Origin of the sequence: uncultured Maribacter sp. (genome assembly GCF_947500985.1) — a bacterium.
Taxonomy (GTDB): Bacteria; Bacteroidota; Bacteroidia; order Flavobacteriales; family Flavobacteriaceae; genus Maribacter.
Genome location: NZ_CANMTX010000003.1, coordinates 411378 through 426065, shown reverse-complemented (window position 1 = coordinate 426065; position 14688 = coordinate 411378). Strand labels below are relative to the sequence as shown.

At 35.2% G+C, this 14688-nt stretch carries 14 protein-coding genes and 1 other RNA gene; 9 read left to right on the top strand and 6 right to left on the bottom strand.

From position 1 onward, the window contains the following. Window positions 1-2: 2 nt before the first annotated feature. Window positions 3-1244, top strand: a complete 1242-nt coding sequence (locus Q0871_RS08300) for an FtsX-like permease family protein (protein ID WP_299320952.1) — start codon at window positions 3-5, stop codon at window positions 1242-1244. A gap of 17 nt (window positions 1245-1261) precedes the next feature. Here Q0871_RS08300 and Q0871_RS08295 read toward each other — a convergent pair whose 3' ends face one another. Both Q0871_RS08295 and Q0871_RS08290 read right to left on the bottom strand, forming a co-directional pair. Further along, on the bottom strand, window positions 1262-1555 hold the full coding sequence (locus tag Q0871_RS08295; protein ID WP_299320950.1) for a type II toxin-antitoxin system RelE/ParE family toxin: 294 nt from the start codon (window positions 1553-1555) through the stop codon (window positions 1262-1264). Next, complete coding sequence (locus Q0871_RS08290; RefSeq protein ID WP_299320947.1) at window positions 1542-1784, bottom strand: type II toxin-antitoxin system ParD family antitoxin; 243 nt, start codon at window positions 1782-1784, stop codon at window positions 1542-1544. Before Q0871_RS08290 ends, Q0871_RS08295 begins: the two co-directional genes overlap by 14 nt. Window positions 1785-1916: 132 nt before the next feature. On the opposite strand from Q0871_RS08290, the gene Q0871_RS08285 reads away from it, so the two are divergent. From Q0871_RS08285 to Q0871_RS08260, 6 genes are read left to right on the top strand one after another with little or no spacing between them, the layout of a single operon-like run. After that, the gene (locus Q0871_RS08285) at window positions 1917-3212 is read left to right on the top strand and encodes a M20/M25/M40 family metallo-hydrolase (protein ID WP_299320944.1); all 1296 of its coding nucleotides are present in this window, start codon (window positions 1917-1919) and stop codon (window positions 3210-3212) included. Next, window positions 3205-3990 carry an aldose 1-epimerase gene (locus Q0871_RS08280; RefSeq protein ID WP_299320941.1) on the top strand — a complete coding sequence of 262 codons (786 nt, stop codon included), beginning with the start codon at window positions 3205-3207 and terminating at the stop codon, window positions 3988-3990. Before Q0871_RS08285 ends, Q0871_RS08280 begins: the two co-directional genes overlap by 8 nt. Before the next feature lie 28 nt (window positions 3991-4018). Continuing rightward, complete coding sequence (locus Q0871_RS08275) at window positions 4019-4792, top strand: SOS response-associated peptidase (protein WP_299320939.1); 774 nt, start codon at window positions 4019-4021, stop codon at window positions 4790-4792. Between the two features lie 3 nt (window positions 4793-4795). Next, window positions 4796-5140 carry a TfoX/Sxy family protein gene (locus Q0871_RS08270; protein ID WP_299320936.1) on the top strand — a complete coding sequence of 115 codons (345 nt, stop codon included), beginning with the start codon at window positions 4796-4798 and terminating at the stop codon, window positions 5138-5140. A 53-nt stretch (window positions 5141-5193) separates the two neighbouring features. Beyond that, window positions 5194-6942, top strand: a complete 1749-nt coding sequence (locus tag Q0871_RS08265) for a SulP family inorganic anion transporter (protein WP_299320933.1) — start codon at window positions 5194-5196, stop codon at window positions 6940-6942. A 53-nt stretch (window positions 6943-6995) separates the two neighbouring features. Then, on the top strand, window positions 6996-8405 hold the full coding sequence (locus Q0871_RS08260) for a rhodanese-like domain-containing protein (protein ID WP_299320930.1): 1410 nt from the start codon (window positions 6996-6998) through the stop codon (window positions 8403-8405). A gap of 349 nt (window positions 8406-8754) precedes the next feature. On the opposite strand, the gene Q0871_RS08255 is transcribed toward Q0871_RS08260, so the two are convergent. The 3 genes from Q0871_RS08255 to Q0871_RS08245 all read right to left on the bottom strand — a co-directional run bounded on the left by Q0871_RS08255 (window position 8755) and on the right by Q0871_RS08245 (window position 11423). Beyond that, window positions 8755-10119 carry an exonuclease domain-containing protein gene (locus Q0871_RS08255; protein ID WP_299320926.1) on the bottom strand — a complete coding sequence of 455 codons (1365 nt, stop codon included), beginning with the start codon at window positions 10117-10119 and terminating at the stop codon, window positions 8755-8757. Between the two features lie 299 nt (window positions 10120-10418). After that, on the bottom strand, window positions 10419-10613 hold the full coding sequence (locus Q0871_RS08250) for a hypothetical protein (RefSeq protein ID WP_299320923.1): 195 nt from the start codon (window positions 10611-10613) through the stop codon (window positions 10419-10421). Window positions 10614-11192: 579 nt separating this feature from the next. After that, on the bottom strand, window positions 11193-11423 hold the full coding sequence (locus tag Q0871_RS08245) for a hypothetical protein (RefSeq protein ID WP_299320920.1): 231 nt from the start codon (window positions 11421-11423) through the stop codon (window positions 11193-11195). Between the two features lie 721 nt (window positions 11424-12144). Between Q0871_RS08245 and Q0871_RS08240 the strand changes: the two genes are divergently transcribed. After that, window positions 12145-12549 carry a response regulator gene (locus Q0871_RS08240; RefSeq protein WP_299320917.1) on the top strand — a complete coding sequence of 135 codons (405 nt, stop codon included), beginning with the start codon at window positions 12145-12147 and terminating at the stop codon, window positions 12547-12549. Between the two features lie 343 nt (window positions 12550-12892). Here the strand turns inward: Q0871_RS08240 and ssrA are convergent. Next, window positions 12893-13293: a transfer-messenger RNA gene (ssrA, locus tag Q0871_RS08235) on the bottom strand. A gap of 176 nt (window positions 13294-13469) precedes the next feature. Here ssrA and Q0871_RS08230 point away from each other — a divergent pair. Then, window positions 13470-14675: an NAD(P)-dependent oxidoreductase gene (locus Q0871_RS08230; protein ID WP_299320914.1), complete on the top strand. Its 1206-nt coding sequence runs from the start codon at window positions 13470-13472 to the stop codon at window positions 14673-14675. The last annotated feature ends 13 nt before the right edge of the window (window positions 14676-14688 follow it).

The window sequence follows — 14688 nt, the reverse complement described above, 5'->3', positions numbered from 1 at the left end:
ATTTGAATCTAGAATATTTTATCGCCAAACGGCTTATAAAGGGTAAGGAGCATAAAATTAGCATATCTGCACCAATAATAAAAATAGCCATTGCAGCAATTGCAATAGGGGTTATAATGATGTTGGTCGCTATTGCTACAGGAGGTGGTTTAAAAGAGAAAATACGTGAAAAAATAACTGCTTTCAACGGTCACGTTCAAATCTATAATTACGACAATAATAATTCTGAAGTTTCTGTGGTGCCCGTGAGTACGGAGCAAGAGTTTTATCCGGACTTCAATATGGTCGATGGCATTGTACATATACAAGCTGTGGCGACCAAGGCGGGTATTATCCGTACCGAAGAAACCTTTGAGGGTATTATAGCCAAGGGTGTGGGGAAGGAATATAATTGGGAGCCGTTTGATGAGTTTTTAATTGACGGTGTTTTACCTGATTATTCGGGAGAGTTGAATTCTGATGTGCTTATTTCGAGAATCATGTCAAATCGTTTGAACTTAAAAGTGGGAGATTCTTTCTTTACCTTTTTTTTGCGAGATGATGCCGCTGATAAAATACCCAATCAAAGAAAATTTACTATTACCGGAATCTACGATAGCGGATTTGAAGAAATTGACGGACTCTATATTTTCACAGACATACGCCATATACAGCGCATGAATAAATGGGAAGATAACGAAGTTGGTAATTTTGAAATTTTCTTGAATAGTTTTGATGATATAGATCAAAAAGCGAATGAGATTTACGGTGAAACGGTAGCAAGTTTAGATACTAAAACTATAAAAGATAAATACTATAAAATCTTTGAATGGATAGGCTTGTTCGATTTTAATATAGCCCTTATCATTGGCATTATGATCATTGTTGGTGGTATAAATATGATTACCGCGTTACTCGTTTTAATATTAGAGCGTACGCCAATGATCGGTATTTTAAAGGCGTTGGGTACTAACAACTGGAGTATTAGAAAGGTCTTTTTGTATAATGCAGCCTATCTTATTGTTGTTGGTTTATTTTGGGGCAATCTTATTGGGCTTGGTATTATATTTATTCAAGAGAAGTTTCGAATTTTTAAATTCCCGAACCCGAAAGAATATTACATTGAGTACATACCTGTGAGTATAGATCTTTGGACTATTCTTCTTTTAAATGCGGGAGTGTTGTTACTTTGTTTATTGATGCTTTTGATCCCGTCATACATTATTACTAGAATAACACCGGTGAAAGCTATTCGGTTTGAGTAGTATTGGGAGGGTTTGAACTATAGATGTTCAATAAAGTTCATTCGTTTTCCAAGAACTCTTACTATATAAATTTCGTTCTCATTTTCGAATTGATAGAAAATGACGTGGGCTTTATAATTATAGAATTTCAATCCGTTGGCTATGGTTGAAGCATCTTTTGCCAATGTAGGTCTGTCGGATAATTCAATTAAAAAGTTTTCTAACTCTTGCAAGTAAGTGGTTGCGGGCGATTGTCCAAAAAATTTAATTCCATATTTGTAAATAGCAATTAAATCTCGTTGCGCTTTTGCAGATAAATTATAGTTTGCCATTATCTACTTGCTCAATAATATCACTGATTTTTAATGAGCTTCTTCCGCTTTGTAAACCTTCATCAATGGCATTTTTTAGTTCTGCCAATTTCATATTTTCTTGCTGGTCTTTTCTGACTAAATCACGAATATATTCGCTGTCATTCGTATAATCGCCATTTTCGACTTTTAGCTTTATCCAATTGTCTTGCTGATCGGTAAAGGTTATAGATTTTCGTATCGTTGCCATAATCATTGCTTATGGTGCAATATAGTAATTATTCGCACCACATTTTATTTTACTCTAGAGCTTAACATAGTAAGTGGTTTATTCTCGTTATAGATTAAGTGTTTTTGGTAAATTTGATGTAAAACAGACCACATGCATCAAAAACTACTACTTACCCTAATTGCTGTGTTTTTATTGACAGGCGTCAATGCACAGAAACTTTCAAAGAACGAGAAGAAGGTTGTAAAAGCTATCGAGCAAAATAATGCCGAGGCAATTTCATTTCTAGAAAAAGTCGTGAATATTAATAGCGGTACCTTAAATCTTAAAGGTGTTGAAATGGTAGGGAAGGAGTTTGCTGCCGCATTTACTGATATCGGTTTTGAAAGCACTTGGATACCTATGCCCGAAGAAATGAATAGAGCGGGACATTTGTTTGCTGAAATAAAAGGCACCAAGGGGAAGAAGTTATTACTAATCGGGCACCTCGATACGGTTTTTGAGGAAGATAGCCCGTTTCAAACTTTTGAAATGGTGAACGATTCTATCGCACACGCACCAGGTGGTAATGATATGAAAGGTGGCGATGTTATAGTGCTGTATGCACTAAAAGCACTACAACAAAACGGATTATTAAATGATGCTCAAATTATTGTTGCCTTTACGGGTGATGAAGAAAGTACAGGTAGTCCGTTAGAAAAAAGTAGACACGATTTAATTGAAGCTGCCAAAAGAAGTGACATAGGTTTAGGTTTTGAAAACTCTACTGGTTTCAACTATGCAACTGTTGCCCGTAGAGGTTCTTCAGGTTGGAAAGTTGAAGTAGAGGGTAAGAGAGCGCATTCATCTGGTATCTTTAGTGAAGACACAGGTGCAGGGGCCATTTTTGAAATGTCGAGAATTTTAAACGGATTTTATACAGATGTAAGAGGAGAAGATTTATTGACTTTTAATCCGGGGACTCTAGTTGGTGGTACTTTTGTAGAATTTGATGAAATGACCAGTAAGGGAACTGTTTTTGGTAAGACCAATGTAGTGGCTCAAAAAGCAGAAGTCCGTGGCGGATTACGTTTTATATCTGAAGAACAAAAAGAACGCGCTAGAGAAAACATGCGAACCGTAGTGGCAAACAATTTACCACATACATCTGCAACAGTAACTTTCAAAGATAGTTATCCGGCAATGCAACCAACAGAAGGTAATAAGGCGTTATTGACAAAATTGAACAAGGCGAGTTTAGATTTAAAACAAGGTGAGGTTTTGGCATACGACCCGGGTAAAAGAGGTGCGGCAGATACTTCTTTTGTAGCGGAGTATGTAGATTGCTTAGACGGATTGGGTACTATGGGTAATGCAGCTCACACTCCGGAAGAAACAGTGAATTTGAATACTATTGAAGCATTAACGAAAAGAACAGCATTATTAATTTATAGATTGATAAATGAGTAATATAACAACATTAAAAGTTGGTAATCAACAAGTGACAATTGAAGCGGGAGAATTGGTAGGTTACCAAGTTTCTGGTTATGAATTTATGCACCAAAAGGGAAATCCTGGGTGGCGCAGCGTAGATACTGAAATGTTTCCGTTGATCGGACCAACAAATGAGGCAGATTTTAAAGTAAAAACACCTAAAGGTTTTGCCACTCAAGATCAGCACGGTCTGCTACGTGAAATGAAATATAAGCTGGTGGAAAGCTCAGTAAGTAAAGCTGTATTCTCTAAAAAATATGCAGCAAATACTGAGGTGCTGAATTCAAAATACCCCAAAAAATCTACCGCAGAGAAATTGAGCTGGCCTTATGATTTTGAGTTTGTAAAGTCGTTTGAATTAGTAGACAATTCCTTGGTGGTTACGTTTTCAATTTCAGGTGAAGAAGGAATGCCTTTTATGTTGGGCTATCACCCTGCATTTATGTTGCATAGCAATAATGCTATTATTTCTGCCGGAGAACAAAATATTACCATACCAGAGGTTATGGAAGTTGGTAGTAGAGCATTACAAGTGCCAAATACGGATATTATTACTTTAAAAGATGAGAAATCGCTACAAATAACATCCGAAGGTTTTAGTCATTTTATGCTTTGGACAGAGGTGTCGAATATGGTCTGTATAGAACCAATTACCTTTTATCCGTATGCTGTGGAACAAGATGATTTAGCTGAAGGCTTTATGGTATTAAAGAATGAGCCTGCAATTTTTACTGTAGCGTTAAAACCGATATAGTTTAGAATTCATCACTAAAAAGTAGTGTATGTGCTATGATGTAAAAACCAGCTTAGAGGCGCAATTAAAAAGGGCAAAGAGAAGTCAAGATTTAAAGGCAATCGACGAGATTGTTGAAAAACTTGGACCGTTGACCGATTTACCGCTTCACCATGCATCGGGGTTTTCGCATCCTGAGGTTTTAATCTATACAAACGAAGATCCGTTTTACCCTATGGTAGCTACTTGGGGGCTTATTCCGTATTGGGTAAATAGTGTGGAACAACAAAAGAAAATTTGGAACAGTACCTTGAATGCTCGGGTAGAAACCATTTTCGAGAAACCTGCTTTTAGAGATGCTGCCAATGAAAAGCGCTGTATATTCTATGTCGATGGATTTTACGAGCATCACCATTTTAATAATAATACCTATCCGTTTTTCATCCACCGAAAAAATAATGAACCTATAGCGTTAGCTGCATTGTGGTCTGAGTGGATACATCCTGAGCATGGTGGTATCATCAATTCATTCTCAATTGTAACTACGGTAGGTATTGGTATGATGACTAAAATTCATAATAACCCTAAACTGAAAGAACCACGTATGCCTTTAATGTTAGCAAATGAGATGGAAGAGGAGTGGCTAAGCTCATCTGCAGATTTTGAAAAAGAATTAAGAGGGCTGCTGAGCTCTAATGGCAATGTAGTATTGCAAGCACATACTGTAGGCAAACTGCGTGGTAAAAGCTATTCAGGAAATATAGAATCAATTGCCCAAGAAGTAGTGTACAAGGAACTTCAGCTAGAAGATCTAAATTTCTAAATAATGGCATATAGCGAGTATTTGGCAGATAGGGTAAGGCCTCGTTTAAAAGGTAAAGGCAAATTAGAGGAGAAGAAAATGATGGGCGGCCTTACCTTTATGGTCAATGGTAAAATGTGCATTGGTGTTATGTTCGACAAAAAAAGCGAAGAAGATAAGCTAATGGTGCGTGTTGGTAAATTGAATTATGAAGAACTACTAAATAAACCGGGTAGCAGACCAATGGACTTTACGGGCAAACCCTTGCGCGGTTTTCTATTCATAGGTCCCGACGGATTTGACACCGAAGATGATCTTGATTTTTGGGTAGATAAAGCATTAGAGTTTAATAGGCTTTTGAATGCCTAATGTTATCGTTTTAATTTCGCATTAGTGCCCTCTGAATTGATTAAATTTACAAAGTGAAAAACATTTTCCCTTTTTTGGAATGGGTTTCAACCTATAAAAAAGCTTACTTCATTAAAGATTTGTTGGCTGGTCTTACTGTGGGTATCGTATTGGTGCCGCAAGGTATGGCGTATGCAATGATTGCAGGATTACCGCCAGTTCATGGTTTGTATGCTTCATTATTTCCTATACTTACCTATGCACTTTTAGGAACATCACGAAAGATAGCCGTAGGTCCTGTAGCGATGGATTCGTTATTGGTTGCCGTAGGTTTGGGAACTTTGGCAATTACCGGTGTAGAAAACTACATTATAATGGTTGTGTTGCTTACCCTAATGGTGGGTTGTATTCAGTTTCTGTTAGGTGTATTGCGAATGGGGTTTTTAGTCAATTTTCTGTCTAAACCCGTTATTAGTGGCTTTACATCCGCGGCAGCGATAATTATAGTATTAAGTCAGTTGAAACACTTATTAGGTGTTTCTGTGCCAGGGAGCAATAAAATCTATGAAACCGTATTTAATATTTTTGATAAGCTAGGAGAAATCAATTGGGTAGATTTTAGTATTGGTCTTGTTGGTATTGCTTTGCTTTTAGGATTTAAAAAATGGAATAAAAATATACCTGGAATATTAATAATAGTAGTGTTAGGTATCTTGGCTGTCTATCAATTTCAGCTTGATGTCTATGGTGTTAAATTAGTAGGTGAAGTCACTAGCGGATTTCCATCTTTTGTCATGCCGACCTTAGATGTTGTAGACATGGAAAAATTAGCGCCTATTGCCATCGCTTTAGCTTTGGTGGGTTATCTAGAAGCTATTTCTATTGGTAAGGCCATAGAAGATAAAACAGGTGAAGATACTATAGATGCTAACCAAGAATTAATAGCTATTGGTTCGTCAAATATTGTTGGTTCTTTTTTTCAAGGTTACCCAGTTACGGCAAGTTTTTCTAGATCCGCCATTAGTTATGATGCTGGTACAAAAACGAATCTTTCGGCAATATTCAGTGTTATATTGGTAGTGCTGACCTTGTTATTTTTAACGCCGTTATTTCAATATTTGCCCAATGCTATATTGGCAAGTATTATTATGGTGTCTGTAGTAAAACTTATTGATATACCTTATTTTAAACATCTATGGCTTAATAGAAAAGATGAGTTTTTTATAATGCTGATTACTTTTATAATCACACTATTTATAGGTATAACAGAAGGTATTCTAATTGGTGTGCTGTGCTCTTTATTGTTAATGGTATATAGAACGTCAAAACCGCATTTTGTAGAGATAGGTAATATTGGTAATTCTGACTATTATAAAAATGTTATTCGTTTTGCAGATGAGGTGGTGGTGCGTAATGATCTTTTAATAGTTCGATTTGATTCGCAATTATACTTTGGTAATTCTGCCTATTTTAAAAAACAGTTATTAAAACATATTAAAGCAAAAAGCCCTGGTTTAAAAGGGATTATTCTGAATGCTGAATCTATAAATTATATAGATGCTACCGCGGCAGATATGCTATCGAAGTTAATACATGATATTCGTGAAAGAGGACTTCAGTTTTTTATTGCAGGAGCCATTGGACCAACACGAGATATCATTTTTAATACCGGAATCATTAAAGAATTGCAGCGAGAGTTTTTATTCGTAAAAACGAAAGAAGCAGTTGATTTCTTTGATGACCCAAATGAAATTTCATTATTGGCTGCAAAAGTAGCTTATGAAAATAGTAGAATGGCTAGGGCAAAAAGAAGCCTAAATTAAATAAATCTCGTACCTTAAAGGTGAAGAGATATTGTGAAAATTAAAATTATAGAATGAATATAGAACAGATATATACAGGTTGTTTGGCTCAAGGAGCATATTATATTGAGAGTGATGGTGAAGTAGCGATTATTGATCCATTGCGTGAGGTGAGTCCGTATGTGAAAAGAGCCGAAAACGACAATGCAAAAATCAAGTATATATTTGAAACTCATTTTCATGCAGATTTTGTAAGTGGGCACGTAACGCTTTCAAAAGAAACTGGTTCGCCAATAATTTACGGTCCTACAGCAAACCCTTCTTTCGATGCTATTATTGCCAAAGACGGACAAGAATTTAAATTAGGTAAGATTACGTTTAAGGTTTTGCATACACCTGGGCATACAATGGAAAGTACTACCTATTTGTTAAGAGATGAAAATGGTAAAGACCATGCAATTTTCTCAGGAGACACTTTGTTTTTAGGTGATGTAGGTAGACCGGATTTAGCTCAGAAATCTGCGGATATGACCCAAGAGCAATTGGCTGGTACGTTGTTCGATAGTTTACGTACTAAAATTATGCCGTTGGCAGATGATATTATTGTGTACCCTGCTCATGGTGCAGGTTCTGCATGTGGTAAGAATATGATGAAGGAAACGGTCGATACCTTGGGGAATCAGAAAAAAATGAATTATGCTCTTAGGGCAGATATGACCAAAGAAGAATTTGTAAAAGAAGTAACCGATGGTCTGTTGCCACCGCCTAAATATTTTCCTTTGAACGTAAAGATGAATAAGGAAGGTTATGAAGATATTGGTGATGTACTGGATCGTGGTAATGTTGAGTTGTCACCCAATGAGTTTGAAAAAGCAGCGAACGATACGGAAGCTTTGGTATTAGATGTAAGACATCAAGACGAATTTGTAAAAGGTCATATACCGAGATCTATATTTATTGGACTTAATGGTGATTTTGCTCCGTGGGTGGGTGATTTAATTGCTGATACCAAACAACCTTTGTTATTGGTGATACCTGAGGGAAAAGAAGAGGAAGCAATTACCAGATTATCGCGTGTTGGTTTTGATTCTGCCATAGGATATTTAAAAGGCGGAATTGAGGCTTGGCAAGCTGCTGGTAAACAAATTGACCAAATAACATCTATAACTGCATCAGAAGCTAAAACCCTTATTGATAAAGGCAATGTTGTTATTTTCGATGTTCGTAAAGATGGTGAGTACCAAAGTGAGCACTTAGTAGGTGCAGTACATACGCCGTTGAGCGAATTGAACAAGCATTTATCTGAATTTCCTGAGAAGGGAGAATTTTTGGTTCACTGTGCTGGGGGATACCGTTCGGTAATAGCATCGTCTATTTTAAAAAGTAGAGGAATTCACAATCTTATTGACGTTAAAGGTGGATATGGAGCACTTAAAAACGAAGATTTAGAGAAGACAGATTACGTTTGCCCAACAACATTGTAAATACATTGGTTGCGTTTACAATTAGTTTAATATGTTTAAGAGATTTTAATTAGAGCTATGTTGAAAAATTTTATAGAGCGAGTTGGCTTAATGAATATTGTTTTGTTGTTAGTTGTAATTTCTATAATTATCGTATCGGAGGTTCTCTTTTTATCCGGTAAAAAACTAGATGCTATTTTTATAGCTTTTTGGGCACCGACAATTCTTGGTTTTATGAACTACTTAAAGTATAAAAAATAGTGGAATTCGTCCTTATTTATTCAATTGTCATAAGCATCATATTCCTGGTGTGGTTACTCTTTATTATTAGGATGTATAATAAAATGAACGAATAAAGTAACCACTGTGTTTAAATGACAACTACTGAATCAGGATTTTTTCTCAAATAACTTTCTACAATACGCTGGGTCTCCAGCGTATTTTTTTGTGGCGTAATGAACATCTCAAGATCTTCAATTTGTTCTATGGCTACATCGTTAGGTGCAAAGCCATAGCCGGCATAATTGTTTTCTCTGATGACTACAAATCCGTTTTCATCCATATTTCTACCGTTGGTTCTTATAACAAGGGTAGCTTCCACTTCCTTAATGCTCTGTAAGGCGTCGTTAACCCGTTGATTGTATTCTTCTACCATATCTAGATCTGAACAAATGCCAATGCATTGTTTGATTTTGTAGTGTGAGCATACGGTCACATTTTCTTGCAGATGGCAATACTTAGGACAAAGCTCAAAAGTGCTGCACAGGGTTTCTAAATACTGTCTAGCTTCTGTAGGGCTATAGCAAATAGCAACAGGATTCGGAGTCATCTTTATTTTGTTGAACGCAAGATGTATAATACCATTACGATCTTCATATTTGAAAATGCCGTATTGTTGAATAGACCTTTTTTGTGCATTGTTGTATTTAGGGTAGTGGTGTTTAATTTCGGCAGATTCTTTTAGTAAGGCAATCAGTTCATTACCGGTCTCTTCAAAATCTAATGAGGTAGTTTCTGCACACAGCGTAATCTCTTTTGTTTTTTTGTCGTAAAAATGACTAAGCACTCTTTTTTTAATGTTCTTGGCTTTACCTACATATATAATTTTCCCCTTACTGTCTTTAAAATAATATACGCCTGCTGTGGTAGGGAGTTTTAGATATTCTTCTTTTGGTAACCCAGGTGGTAAAGTAGCTTCTTGAGATTTTGAATTCAAGAATTGTTTAAAAACGGATTCGGCATTTTCAGCTCTCAGTAGTTTATGAAATAAAAGTACGGTAGCATGTGCATCACCTCTTGCTCGGTGTCGGTCTGTTAAAGGTATACCTAACGCAGCGGTTAACTTTCCTAAACTGTAGGAGTTGTAGCCAGGTAATAATTTTCTTGATAAACGAACGGTACATAGTTTCTTTCTAGAGAAATCATGTCCCAAAAGTTTAAACTCATTTTTGATAACATTGTAGTCAAAATTGACACTGTGGGCTACAAAAATGGTGTCTTTGGTAATTTCTACGATCTGTGGAATCAGTTCTTCTAACATCGGAGCATTCCGTACCATGTCATTGTCAATACCTGTAAGCCCGGTTATAAAGGCGGGTATCGCGCATTCCGGATTTACCAAAGAAGTAAACTCATCAATTACCTCGTGACCATCATATTTAAAAATGGAAATTTCGGTAATTCTATTTCCTTTAATTCCGTTCCCGGTAGTTTCTATGTCAATTATCGTATACAAAAAGAGAAGAATAATTTAGAGCTGTAAAGTTAGCAGAAAATGCATTAATAGAGGTGTATCTCTTTTATGTTTAGCATTTGACTAAAATATAGATGTTTATTGGGCAACCTAAGCTTATTTACTAATAAGTGTAGAGCGTATTCATTTTAATACTTAGTAAATATATAGGTGTCACTAAAAGATGAAGATTTTGGTCTCCAAAAAGAGCTAGATAAGATTTCTAGCTTTTAATACAATGCAAAATAAGTTGGTATTAATAGCGGGTAAATAAAGTAAGTTAAATAATACTGCGTGTATTTCTATTTTACAGAATTTCCATTATCAATAACCATAACTCCTAAGTTGTTGGTGGTGTTGTTAGAAATCACTGTTTCAGTGTTATCTCGAACTACGTACTCTGAAACTAGGTCATAATCCTTCCCGCAAGAAGATAAACTTAATAGGAAAATAATTGCTACAGGGACGAAAAAGATTTTGGTAGGGTATAATTTCATGTAATTGGTGGTAAAAATTATCTCGCTATTTTATTAGCTCATTTCGAAAATATTTAAACTTTATTCATTAACGACGAAAAGTTGGTTTTATTCGATGAAATGCACATAAATGTTATTAACACTTATTGTTGATAACATAAATACGGCATAATATAAGTGAATTGACTTATATTGTATGTAGAATTATTTTGATTATTTAATATAAAATTGAAAGTCATACCTTTTTTTTTACTCGACTTAGGTTTCTTGATTGACTATATCATTGTTGGTTAAAATTATGAGTAGAATTTTTTATGACCATAGCGTAATGTGTATGTTCTAGTTGGCGTATATTGAAAGGTGATTTTAAATTCTTTTTATTGCTGAGGTATGCTATGTATCTGCTAAATAAACTTCAAAAGACAAAGAATTTAAAGTTACTTTGATGTTTAGATAAACTTGAAATTAATAATTGAATGCATCTTTGCATCGAGTTTAGAATAAGTTTGAGTTAGTTGAACAACCGGTACATCCTCATAGTGTATCGGTTTTTTTATGCTCTATATTACAGGTTAAATATAGTAGGAAGTTAAGTGTAAATTAAAGTTGAACTGTAATCTCATTGATTCTAAAAACCTGAGTCCTTAGAAGATTCTGAAAAATCAGAACAATTTTCTCTTGATTCTTTTCAGGAATACGACCACCAATAATCCAGTTTTTTTTAACGTATTTGGTGCTTTCCAAATTAAACTCTGACTTCAAAAGTAGAAGCGCTTCATTGCGAGTTTCGTCGTTCATTTTACTGAACATTTGTCTAATATTTTCAGTCATGGTTGGTTTTGGTAGAATCCAAAAATAAATAAAAAAGCGTTTCAACTGCGTAATTAAATGAAATAGATATAAGCATGTTGATAACAATGTAATTCACATTTGTTCGTAACCTAGGTTTTTGGTTGATTTTTAAATATGCATTTAATGGTTTTACAGATAATGAGTTATATATAGTTTTAGCTGTAGTTAATTAATTATTGGAGTCCACATTTTTTTGACACTTAATGCTAATCGTTGAGAAGAAATTTTATTAAAACGGATTAGATGATTTATATAGAATATAAATGCTAGGTAGTTCTTATTTGGTGTGATTAAAAAGATTGTCATTTATATACTAGCAGCTTCCATCATAATCTTTAGTGCTTGTAATTTTTGACTATTTTATTTGAAAGTGTTAAAAGTTAGAACTCTTTAATATTTTCTTTCAATACATAAAAACAAATGTATTTTTTTATGAAGAATATTTTCTTACTGTATTAAGATACTAAGTATTCTTTTTGTGAAATTCTTTCGTATTATTTTTTGATTTTCGTAAATTATCAGTAGTAAATGGCTGATTTTGAGTTGATTTCATGCTTTTTAAATGAAAATTTAAATACTCAAAATTGACTTTTATATGATAAATATTAGTTTTTAGTAAAATTAATTTGTAAGTTTTATCTTGTTAAAATTATTATAACGTATATTTATTATATAAAGTTTTCCCAAAAAATGAATTGATATGAAAGTTGACACAGTTTGTATTATAGATGACGACCCCATTTGTGTTTATGGCACTAAAATTCTTTTGAACCACAATAACTTTGTGAGTGCTAATATTCTAGTTTATGAAGATGGTTATGAGGCTTTAAATAATTTAACTTCTCTTTTGAAAAGTGGTCAGAGAATGCCTGATATTATCTTACTAGATTTAAATATGCCAGTTATGAACGGTTGGCAGTTTTTAGATAAATTCCAAAAATTAACTTTCAGTAATAAACCGCAAGTATTTATTGTGAGTTCTCATTTTGATCAATCTGAAATCAAAAAAGGAAGAAGTTATGAGTTGGTTCGTGATTTTATCTCAAAACCTTTAATTGCTAAAAATTTGAATGATATTATTGCGATGAGTAAAATAGCTGTATAAATTGTACGAATAGATTAAAAGTGAAAAACCACCTTCAGGGTGGTTGTTATTAGTGGATCTGGAGACGACCTTGCGTTAATAAAAGGTCTAGCAGACCTTTTTAGCATGGTGCGAGCTGATGTGCTGGCTTTCGAATCCTGCAGGTGTAACGATAAAAACCACCCAGAAGGTGGTTTTTATTAGTGGAGCCGGAGGATTACCTTACGGTGTTACCAGCTAGCTCACGTTCTGTAAATGCAATTGACTGTCCAAAAAAATGGCCAGACTCTTTAAAACAATAAAGTCCGATCAAGTAAACTTGTCGGACTTTTTATGTTCTAAAGCGCAAACCAATTGCGCTTAATCGTGGAGCCGGAGGGATTCGAACCCTCGTCCAAACAAGCAATTAAAATGCTTTCTACATGTTTAGAATCTGATTAATTTTCGATGCGTACCTGACCAGAAGCCGCCCAATACACACTTATCTTCTTAAGATTTTGGTGGTGTCGCCAAAGCGAGCGGACACCCTTATGTTGACTTTTCTGGTGCTCCTATAAGAATCGCCATCAACAAGGGCTATTCAGGAACATCTCGCTTCCCTACCTGGTAGGGACGAGGCTAAAACCTACTATAATTCGGATTAAGCGGCAAGAGCGTAATTATTTTCGCCAATTAAAAGTGTGAAAAATGAGATTAACGAGCTGTTTCTCAGCGCTCGACATGCTTACATTCCAACTGGTCTCGCTGTCAAAACCGGTCGGCCCCAATATGTAAAAGAACTTCCTAATCTAAATAATAGCTGCATCAATTCAATCGACTTCAACTATTAAATAGCGGGCAGCAAAGCTAACAAAACTTTACGATCCCATATAATTTTTATTTTGACCTAAGCCAAGTGTTTCTTATTGCATAATTTAGTGCAATATTTATACCAAACCCATATGAAGTTCGGAATCATCAGAGAACGTAAGAATCCGCCAGATAAGCGTGTTGTTCTATCTCCTAAAGCATGTCAAAAAGTCCTAAATACATTTCCTAAGGCTGAAATTATTGTAGAATCTTCGCCTATTAGAGCGTATGCCGATGATGCCTATAAAGCTTTGGGCGTATCCGTAGCCGATGAAATGAATGATTGCGAAGTGCTATTAGGTGTTAAAGAGGTGCCGATTGATGCGCTAATTCCGAATAAAAAGTACTTTTTCTTTTCACATACCATTAAAAAGCAACCTTATAATAGAGATTTACTTCAAGCTATATTAGAGAAGAATATTGAAATGTACGACCATGAGGTTATTACCAACAAGCAAGAACAGCGCGTTGTTGCTTTTGGTAGATATGCTGGTATTGTTGGTGCTTATAATGGATTTAGAGCATACGGACTCAAATTTGGTTTATTTCAATTACCGAAGGCTAATGATTTAGAAGATCAAGAGGCTTTAATAAATGAACTAAAGAAATTAAGATTACCTGCAATCAAAGTACTGCTTACCGGTAGAGGTAGGGTAGGGAATGGTGCCAGAGAAATGTTGGATGGTATGGGAATGAGAAGGGTGAATGTTGCCGAATACTTAGAGGAGACATTTAATGAGCCTGTATATTGCCAAATTGATGCAGGTGAGTATAATAAGCGTAAGGACGGAGTTCGTGGTAATAAAGCCGACTTTTTTGCGAACCCAGAAGAATATAAATCTAACTTTTTCAGATTTGCCAAGGTGACCGATTTCTATATTGCTGGTCATTTTTATGGTCAAGGCGCTCCTTATTTGTTTACTAGGGAAGATGCCAAACATGAAGATTTTAAAATTCAAGTTGTTGCCGATATAAGTTGTGATATTGACGGTCCGGTTGCTTCTACTATTAAACCATCAACTATTGCAGATCCAATTTACGGGTATCACCCTGGTTCTGAGTCTGAAATAGATTTTAAGAATTCTGATGCCATGGCAGTTATGGCGGTAGATAATTTACCGTGTGAATTACCTAGAGACGCAAGTGAAGGTTTCGGTGAGGCTTTTATTAAAAATGTGATTCCTGCATTTTTTAACAACGATAAAGATGGCGTTCTTGAAAGAGCTAGAATGACCCAAAATGGAAAGCTTACAGAACGTTATGCATATCTACAAGATTATGTTGATGGTAAAGAATAAATAGAGGTCTCAT

Coding starts and splice junctions, on each gene's coding strand:
- Q0871_RS08295 (WP_299320950.1), bottom strand. CDS start 1,555: ATGGCAAACTATAATTTATCTGCAAAAGCGCAACGAGATTTAATTGCT.
- Q0871_RS08290 (WP_299320947.1), bottom strand. CDS start 1,784: ATGGCAACGATACGAAAATCTATAACCTTTACCGATCAGCAAGACAAT.
- Q0871_RS08285 (WP_299320944.1), top strand. CDS start 1,917: ATGCATCAAAAACTACTACTTACCCTAATTGCTGTGTTTTTATTGACA.
- Q0871_RS08280 (WP_299320941.1), top strand. CDS start 3,205: ATGAGTAATATAACAACATTAAAAGTTGGTAATCAACAAGTGACAATT.
- Q0871_RS08275 (WP_299320939.1), top strand. CDS start 4,019: ATGTGCTATGATGTAAAAACCAGCTTAGAGGCGCAATTAAAAAGGGCA.
- Q0871_RS08270 (WP_299320936.1), top strand. CDS start 4,796: ATGGCATATAGCGAGTATTTGGCAGATAGGGTAAGGCCTCGTTTAAAA.
- Q0871_RS08260 (WP_299320930.1), top strand. CDS start 6,996: ATGAATATAGAACAGATATATACAGGTTGTTTGGCTCAAGGAGCATAT.
- Q0871_RS08250 (WP_299320923.1), bottom strand. CDS start 10,613: ATGAAATTATACCCTACCAAAATCTTTTTCGTCCCTGTAGCAATTATT.
- Q0871_RS08245 (WP_299320920.1), bottom strand. CDS start 11,423: ATGACTGAAAATATTAGACAAATGTTCAGTAAAATGAACGACGAAACT.
- Q0871_RS08240 (WP_299320917.1), top strand. CDS start 12,145: ATGAAAGTTGACACAGTTTGTATTATAGATGACGACCCCATTTGTGTT.
- Q0871_RS08230 (WP_299320914.1), top strand. CDS start 13,470: ATGAAGTTCGGAATCATCAGAGAACGTAAGAATCCGCCAGATAAGCGT.